This window comes from Kocuria sp. ZOR0020 (assembly GCF_000800955.1).
Classification (GTDB): domain Bacteria; phylum Actinomycetota; class Actinomycetes; order Actinomycetales; family Micrococcaceae; genus Kocuria; species Kocuria subflava.
Map to the genome: position 1 here is coordinate 1 of NZ_JROX01000063.1, position 8578 is coordinate 8578.

7 protein-coding genes are annotated in these 8578 nt (G+C 61.4%); 3 read left to right on the plus strand and 4 right to left on the minus strand.

Going from position 1 to position 8578, the window contains the following annotated elements; all coding sequences use genetic code 11:
- The 4 genes from L979_RS04440 to L979_RS04455 form a co-directional block, all read right to left on the minus strand.
- The coding region (locus L979_RS04440) for a sugar-binding domain-containing protein (protein ID WP_369792968.1) at nt 1–835 on the minus strand (835 nt) is incomplete at its 3' end.
- 26 nt (nt 836–861) lie between these two features.
- Nucleotides 862–1767: a carbohydrate ABC transporter permease gene (locus L979_RS04445; RefSeq protein ID WP_081993777.1), complete on the minus strand. Its 906-nt coding sequence runs from the start codon at nt 1765–1767 to the stop codon at nt 862–864.
- Nucleotides 1767–2585, minus strand: a complete 819-nt coding sequence (locus L979_RS04450) for a carbohydrate ABC transporter permease (RefSeq protein ID WP_081993779.1) — start codon at nt 2583–2585, stop codon at nt 1767–1769. Before L979_RS04450 ends, L979_RS04445 begins: the two co-directional genes overlap by 1 nt.
- A gap of 221 nt (nt 2586–2806) precedes the next feature.
- Nucleotides 2807–4147, minus strand: coding sequence for an ABC transporter substrate-binding protein (locus L979_RS04455; RefSeq protein WP_052209483.1), 1341 nt, complete (start codon nt 4145–4147; stop codon nt 2807–2809).
- 1419 nt (nt 4148–5566) lie between these two features.
- Between L979_RS04455 and L979_RS04465 the strand changes: the two genes are divergently transcribed.
- From L979_RS04465 to L979_RS04475, 3 genes are all read left to right on the plus strand, one after another.
- Nucleotides 5567–6727, plus strand: coding sequence for an ABC transporter ATP-binding protein (locus L979_RS04465; protein ID WP_047689751.1), 1161 nt, complete (start codon nt 5567–5569; stop codon nt 6725–6727).
- 318 nt (nt 6728–7045) lie between these two features.
- Nucleotides 7046–8059 carry a peptidoglycan-binding protein gene (locus L979_RS04470; protein ID WP_197052067.1) on the plus strand — a complete coding sequence of 338 codons (1014 nt, stop codon included), beginning with the start codon at nt 7046–7048 and terminating at the stop codon, nt 8057–8059.
- Nucleotides 8060–8253: 194 nt separating this feature from the next.
- Nucleotides 8254–8578 (plus strand): hypothetical protein (locus tag L979_RS04475; RefSeq protein WP_047689754.1); only part of this gene is annotated, 325 nt, incomplete at its 3' end.

Here is an 8578-nt window from a genome sequence, read left to right on the forward strand (position 1 = left end):
CCGCCGTTTCCCCATCCGACTGAATCGTCGCGTGGGCCGGAAAGGCTGACGGGTCTGCATCCAACGCAATGGTGAGCCGACCGGTGCATGCTTCCGAGTCCCAGTCGCCATCAAGGTGAAGGTCCCAAATGTCACCGGCCCCGTGCGTCAGCAGGGTGACACCACGGAAAATCCCCGGGAGCCACCACTGGTCCTGGTCCTCCAGATATGACCCGGCACTGAACTGGTGGACCAGGACCACGACTTCATGCTCAACACCCGATCCATCCGCTTCCCGGCGCGAGGAAGCTGCCGGTTCACGAGCTCGCACTGCTTCCGTGACATCGAATTCATGCGTCAGACGCGAGCCCATGGCCTGGCCGACCCACTGTCCGTTGACCCACACCCGGTAAGCCGACTCCACGCCTTCGAAACGCAGCAGGAGACGGTCCTGTCCGTCGATCGGTCGACTGGAATCCACCAGGTGGTCAACAGTGAACCGCCTCCGGTACCACCCGGTCGGATTTGCATCCGGCACATTGGGAGGATCTACGGGGAACGGGTAAGTGACATTGGTGTACCACGGTTTTCCGTGGTCGGCCGGGTCCCCCGGGCGATCCAGAACCCAGTGGGATGGCACCGTGACGGTCTCCTCCAGATCGGGCAGTGGATCCGGCCAACCACAGAATTCCAAGGCCTGCTCGGGCCCCGCAAAACTACGGAACTCCCACTGCCCGTCAAGCGACACCGCGGGCACGTCCGAGTCCAAGTGAGCTCTGGGTGGCAGCGCCCCGGCATCCCCGCTGGGCCGCTGGTACCAGTTGTGGTCCGGCAGCTCCGCGGAGGGCGCGGACACCACGGGAGCAGTTGGTACACCGGCGGTCACTTGTTGGCACCCATCGTCAGGCCGGCCACAAAGTGCTTCTGCAGCAGGATGTAGATCAACACGGTGGGCAACGCGATCATGATGGCGCCGGCGGCCACCAAGTTGTTGTCCACGAAGAAGTTGCCCTGCAAATTGTTCAGCGCGGAGGTCACGGGCATCCTGTCGCCGTCACGCACCAGTACAAGCGCCCAGAAGAAGTCGTTGTAGATCCAGGCGAACTCCAGGGTTGCCAAGGCTGCCAGAGCCGGGCGGGTCAGAGGAAGGACCACCTGCCAGTACTGACGCCAGACCCCCGCACCGTCAATCTGCGCGGCTTCGGTCAGCTCCTTGGGCAGCGCACGCATGAAGTTCGAGAGCACGAACACGCAGAAGCCCATCTGGAACGCGACATTGATGACCACCAGCCCCGCATAGGTGTTGTACAGCCCAAGTTCCAGGTACAGCCGGTACAGCGGCGTGATGACCACCTGCTGTGGCAGGAGGTTCGCCGCTGTGAAGAACATCAGCATGGGGATGTTGAACTTGAAGCTGAACCGGGACAGCACGAATGCTGCACAGGAGGACAGGGAGAGCACGATGATCACCGCCGGGACGGCAATGATCAGGGAGTTGAGGAAGTACTGCCCCATGTTGCCCTGCGTCCAGGCGGTCACATAGTTCTGGAAGGTCAGGGTGTCCGGCAGCGACACATACCCCTTCTCCGCGGTTTCCGAATACGGACGCAGGGAGGTGTACAAAGCCCAGAGCAGGGGCACCATCCACGCGAAGGCAATGACACTCAGCACGATCTGGAAGACCAGCTGGCGTCCCGGCTTGCCACGCTTACGGGTTCTGACCGGAGCGGGCCCGGATTTGTCCAAACCAGTCACCGGTTTTTGCGGCTCGATGCTCGTGGTTGCCATCAGTCGTCCCTCCGCAAGGTCTGAACCAGGTAAGTGATGATGAAGACCAGCGAGATCACCAGGAGGATCACGGCAATCGCCGATCCGAATCCGATGCGACTGGCCTCACCCAAGATGTTGTTGGTGATGAGCACGGACAGCAGCTCAAGACCATTGGTGCCCTTGTTGATCACATAGACGATGTCGAAGGCTCGAAGTCCCTCGATCACGGTCACCACCAGAACCACGACATTGATGGGCTTGAGCGTAGGAAAGATGACCTTGAAAAACGTCTGTGCGGGACCTGCGCCATCCAGGGCGGCCGCCTCACGCAGGGAGTTGTCCACTCCCTTCAACCCGGCCAGGTACAGCACCATGATGTATCCAACATGCCGCCATGACGCCGCCACCAGAACAGCCCAGATGTTGACATCCGGATCCCCCAACCAGTTGACACCTGAACCGGTCAGGTTGTTGATAAGGCCTTGCTCCGTTGAGTACACCAGCTGCCAGATGAACCCGACCAGCGCAAGGGACAAAACGACCGGCAGGTAGAAAATGGATTGGTAGAAACGAGTTCCTCGAATCTCACGGTCTAGCACGATCGCCAGGAGCAGCCCCAAGGGTGTGGCGATGAGCAGCAGAACGGCTAGCCATAGGACATTATTGCGAAAGGCCGGCCAGAATGGTGGGTAACCCTGCGTGACATTCTGGTAGTTGTCCACGCCGATGAACACCGGATCCGTGATTCCATTCCATCGCGTGAAGGACAAACCCACGGATGCCAGGGCCGGACCCCAGATAAATGCTGAGACAACCAGAGCGGGAACGCCCAGCATCAATGCCAGAGCGACGCGGTCCGAGGTTGACTTTCGTCGGCGCCTCGCCTGTGACTTCGTTTTGATGTGTGTCCGACTTTCGGACCGTGTCTCAGCATCCCTGGGACGAGTGGCGGTGGACAAGGTGGACCTCCCTGGTCACTACGTACCGTGCGCAGTCCTGCCCGGTTTCACCGACCTCATGCGAGTTACGGCCAGTCCGGGCAGGACTGAACAACTGGTCAATCGACGAAGATCGTCTTCTTCTGTTCCTCGATGCTTTCGAGAATGCTGTCGATGCTCTCTGGATCACGGATGAACGACTGGATGGACGGGATCATCACGGTCGAGGCGAAGTCCGGCCGGGTGTCCCGGTCCAAGAACTGCGCAATATGCTTCGCGTTGTCCACGATGTCCTTTGCATCCTGCTGCAACTGCGAGTAGTCACCGGTGTCGGTGTCATCATTGGCGGCCACCAACCCCTTGTCGGCGTCGACGTTGATCTTCTGCGCTTCCGCGCTGGCCAGGAACTCAAGGAGCTGGCGCCCAGATCCACCGTTTTCGGTTTGTGCAGACATCATGAACCCATCAATGGGTGCATCAATGGAGTCGGTTCCGTGGTCTGCGTTGATCTCCGGGAATGTGAAGAATCCGAGATCTTCGATTTGGCTTGGGTCATCGTCGTCCTGGAACTGCTGAGAGACGAAAGTGCCCAGGAAGTACATGCCCGCATTGCGCTGCTGAAGTGCCTGCGCAGCCTCCTGCCAGTCTCGACCCAGTGCGCCCTCTTGGTGGAGCGGCAACAGGTCAGCCCATGTCTTGAAGACCTCCTTGACATCTCCGGAGGTCCAGTCCTTCTCACCTGCCATCAACTCCTGATGGAAGTCGAAACCGTTGATGCGCATGTTCAGGATGTCGAACATGCCAAAGGCTTCCCATCCACCACGGTCGGCGAAAGCAATGGGGGTCAAGCCCGCTTGTTCCATTTCGGAGCCGAGTTCCTTGAGCTCATCCAGAGTGGTGGGAGGCTCCCATCCGTGCTCCTCAAAAACGCTCTTACGGTAATTCATGACCCATGGGTAGTAGGAGTAGGGCACAAAGTACTGGTTTCCGTCACTGGCCGCGGAGGCCTCTTTCATGGACTCAGAGAACATGTCTCCAACGTTGTCCCAGACCTCGTTGATGGGGGCCACAAGTCCCTGATCTGCGAAGTAACGCATGCGATAACCGGCGAACCAGGTGAACACGTCGTCCGGGTCCCCCTGCAGGTATGAGTTGACCTGTTCCTGGAAGGTGTTGTGGTCGATCGTGTTCACGGAGACGTCAATTCCGGAATCGGACGTGAACGCATCAATGGCGCGTTGGTAGGCCGCCCTCGGGACAGCATCAGATTGATTGGAACCGAACGTAATTGCGCCGGTGCCATCCGAATCCGCGCCTGTGCCGCCGCCGCAAGCGGTCAGCGCACCCAGCGCACCCAGGCCAAGGGCACCGGCCAGCACGTTGCGCCTATTGACGGGAACTGTCAGCTGCGAGGGCAACGCCAGTGGCGATGGGCTGCGGCGAGCACGAGAAGCCTTCATGTCAACTCCTGAGGTCATCCGGGCGGGCGGCTCCGGTGATCAATGCTGTGCGATCAAGGCTGAATCGAACAGCTACGAACAGACAACAATGTGCCATAACGCACATCAATCGTCAATGTTTCACGGTTTCCACCGTCCACAGTTCCCGCTGCACGTGCTGAGACAGTCAAACTGCTCGACACCCTGGGGCCTCAGTCACTCATCTCCGCCCCATGCAGACTGGGCAGGTTCCTGTTCGAACGCACAGACCACTACCCAGTCCGCCGCAGGTTTTTCCAGGCGAACTCCGCACCCAGATACCCGGTGCACCACGCATACCGCCATCGGCACGAACCGGCTCCACGCTCCCTTGACGCCACCCTGGAGAGCCACAGCCAGCGCAACCCTAGAAAGACAACTACACCGAATGGCAGCGCTGACGCGCTTGCACGGTGCTTGCGGTTGGCCGAACGGCTCAGCCACAAACTGCCACAACCATCCTGGATCTTGGTGCTGCTGGTGGTCGTCCCGCCCGGGGTCCCGGTCAGGGTGGGCATGGACGCCGTGCATCCCGCCATGGGGTCTGCATAGGGGCGAGGTGGCGACAAGCCCTTCAAACCCTGCGGGTCTTGATGGATCGCTAACGGCGCGGCCTCCAACTCCGTGGAGTTTCAGCCTTGCGCGTGACGTTCACAGCCCGGGGCGGCGCGGCAGCTTCCGCGGTCTCATCGGCCGGATTCAACTCATCCCTACAGGGAGGGCTGCCCAAGCTCGTAGCCCAACCGATGAACCCGAGTATCAGCTCACCTGTGCCGATTTCTTTCGTCTGCGACATCAGCCATCATGCTGGCCGTGATGATACCTGTGGTCCTCGCTGGTAAGTCGAGCCCAGAGGCGGTCATCGTCAACTGAGCTCTGGTAACAGACATCTCCGAATCGATCAGCTTGATGCTCCTGGTGTTGGTGTTGCTCTTTGCTGGTCTCCAGTTCGCTGCGATCTCCTCCAAGACCAACATGTGAACAGATTCGTACACTGATGGGTTCGACACCCTGGCGAAGGCGAGACTCCCGCACTTTCCTGTTCAGACGCGTGATGCTGGTCGTGATGGTCGTGAACCTGCTGGTGACCTCTGGCCCCGCACAAGACACACTGACGGAACTGATGCTCGCGCCCGTTTTCGTGCACTTGAGTAGCAACCCGAAGATCACCCAGACGAGAGGCGGGATCGGCAGCTCCACCACAAGCCTTCTGCGGCCAGCAGGCTTGTGCAGTGCCTCGACCTGGCACCCAAGCAAACACAATCAACTTCTAACAACTATGACATTTTCGCACATCCTGGCCCACCATCCGGTAGTCTCGTCCGTGTGGCCCAGCCCACATCCATCTTTCCAACGGATCGTCCGGCACGTACCTGCCGGGAATGAAAGTGAGACATCACCATGGCTACCGTCACCTATGACCGAGTGACCTGTCAGTACCCCGGGGCGGAGAGCCCCTCCGTGTCCAACTTGGATCTGGAGATCGCAGACGGCGAGTTCCTGGTTCTGGTGGGCCCCTCCGGCTGCGGAAAATCCACCACTCTGCGCATGCTCGCAGGACTTGAGGACGTCACCCAGGGCGCCATCCGGATCGGCGAGCGCGATGTCACGGATGTCGATCCCCGTGACCGCGACATCGCCATGGTTTTCCAGAACTACGCGCTCTACCCCCACATGACCGTGGCGGAGAACATGGGCTTCGCCTTGAAAATCGCAAAGGTTCCGGCCGCGGAGCGCCGTCGTCAGGTTGAGGAGGCTGCCAAGATCCTGGACCTGACCGAATACCTGGACCGCAAGCCCAAGGCACTCTCCGGCGGTCAGCGGCAGCGTGTGGCCATGGGCCGCGCGATTGTGCGCTCGCCGCAGGTGTTCTTGATGGATGAGCCGCTGTCCAATCTGGATGCCAAGCTGCGTGTGCAAACCCGTACCCAGATCGCGTCCTTGACTCGCAAGTTGGGGGTCACCACCGTGTACGTGACTCACGATCAGACCGAGGCCATGACCATGGGGGATCGTGTGGCTGTGCTCAAGGACGGTCTGCTCATGCAGGTGGACACGCCTGCGGAACTCTACGACCGCCCCGCCAACGAATTCGTGGCCGGGTTCATCGGTTCCCCGGCCATGAACCTCTTCCGCTCCACCCCGGACAACGACGGCGTTCTCCAGCTGGGCTCCACCAAGATCCACCTGACCCCGGAGCAGCGCTCCGCCATCACAGGTTCTGAGGTGACCATCGGCATCCGACCTGAAGACCTCAAGGTTGGCGCTGAAGGCGAAGGTCTGCCGATCAGCGTGGACGTGGTGGAGGAACTGGGCGCGGATGCCTACCTGTATGGCTCCCTGGCGCCAGTGACCATGGCCAACCAGATCGTGACCACCCACTCGTCAGCCGCTGAGGCCGAGGGGTCCGACGAGGAAGCCGCTTCCGCCAACACCATCGTGGTGCGCACCGCCGGCCGGAGCCGTGTCCAGTCCGGTCAAACCGTGTGGGCCTCCCCCGCACAGGACCGGATTCACCTGTTCGACACCACTTCAGGAGCACGTCTGCCAGATCGCGGGTGAGTCATCAGGACCAAGTAAGCACTCTTATCAGAACGACCACGAGCCACACGGCTCGTGGTCGTTCGCCGTGTCGGCTCTCCGCACCGCCCACGAGGACGGCGCCTGTCCTCACGGCGTTCATCCCTTTGGCGGTGGGTGGCCCATCTGATCGGCCAGGCCCTTGGGAGTTGATGACTTGCCTTGCGGCCACGGTTGGGAACGCACCCCTGCCTGTTGGACCCGCAGACGTGCAGCATTGGAGGCACCGGTGCACTCACCACCGGCACCAGCCGCACAGAATGCACCGGTGTGGCTGCCACCATCTGACAGGAGGCCGTCATGTCCAGTTCTGCAACCCGCTGCCTGACCACACGAATCGCCACCCTGCTGGGAGCAGGCGCCATTGTTGCCGCAGGGTTTGCGGGTACCGTCGTCCCGGCCCATGCCGATCAGGGGGCAATGATCATGCCCACCTCTGGCAAGATCACCGGCACCACCAACGGTTATTGCACCTCAGGTTCCGCCCACGGAGGTTTTGACATTGCCGCCCCCAGCGGAACCACCATCCGTGCCGCCGCCGACGGCCAAGTCACCTTCGCCGGCTGGGGCGTGAAAACCGCGTACTCCAACCCTGGATACCAGGTGAAGTTGTCCCACGCCGGTGGTTGGGCCACGGACTATCGCCACATGAAGTCCACGCCCAGCGTCAAGGCGGGACAGACCGTTAAGAAGGGCCAGATCATCGGCTACGTGGGAAGCACCGGAAACTCGACCGGGCCGCACCTGCACCTGAGCATCACCCGCAATGGTGCGACCGTGCGGGATGCATCCCTGGTGGACGACTTCAAGTGCGGCACCACGGTCGCGCAGAGCCGGGAAATCAGTTACAGCTTCCCCGGTCTGCCCAAGACCGCAGCCCCCGTGACCGGTGTCTATCCCACGCTTCAACAGGGAGCCAGTGGGCCCGCGGTGACCAATCTGCAGAACCTGCTCAATGCCCGGGGCTACTCCGTGACCGTTGATGGATCCTTCGGTCCCCAGACCAACACTGCGGTGCGCAAGTTCCAAGGTGCCATTGGGGCAACTGTGGACGGCCAGGTGGGCCCCAAGACCTGGGGTGCACTGGAGGCCCGTGCCGCAGGGGCAACAACCTTGAAGCAGGGCTCCACGGGCAATGACGTCCGTGCGCTCCAACGGTCCCTCAACGCCACCATGAACGCCAACCTGGCGGTGGACGGCAACTTTGGAGCAGCGACGCACACGGCCGTGATCAATTACCAGAAGAGCCGCGGCCTCACCGCGGACGGAGTGGTTGGACCGCAAACCTGGACCGCACTCAAGGGCGCACGCTGAGCGTTCAGGTCTCTGACCACCCGAGCCTGATGGGGCGGCCCGACTGCGCGCGGAACGCCCCATCAGCCAAACGGATGAGGCGGAGCAAACCCAACGGGTGATCTCAGCGGCCTCCTGCGGCCCTAACGTCACAGCATTGCCAGCGCACGGCGACGAAGGTCGCACAACCAGAGATTGGTCAGGAGGGGTGGAGCATGGGTGCGCAACACTTGGCAGCCCGGTCCAAGGACGTGTTCCATCGCGGATACCTCATGGCCGCAACCCGTGCCCTCACCGGCATTCGCACGTGGTGCCCCGCGTTCCGCATGCCGCGGGTGACCAATTGGGCACGGGGCGTCGTCGTCCTGACCATCGCCGTCATGACGGCGGTGACGCTGGCAGCACTGCTGGCTGGGCTAATCTACTGGGCGGGTTTTCCAGATCGCTACACAGGTACCACGCAGGTGGTCCTGGCTGCATTGGCCATCGGGAACGTCTTGGGTGCCGCTGGCCGGTTCCGCAGACACCGCAGGACCGGTT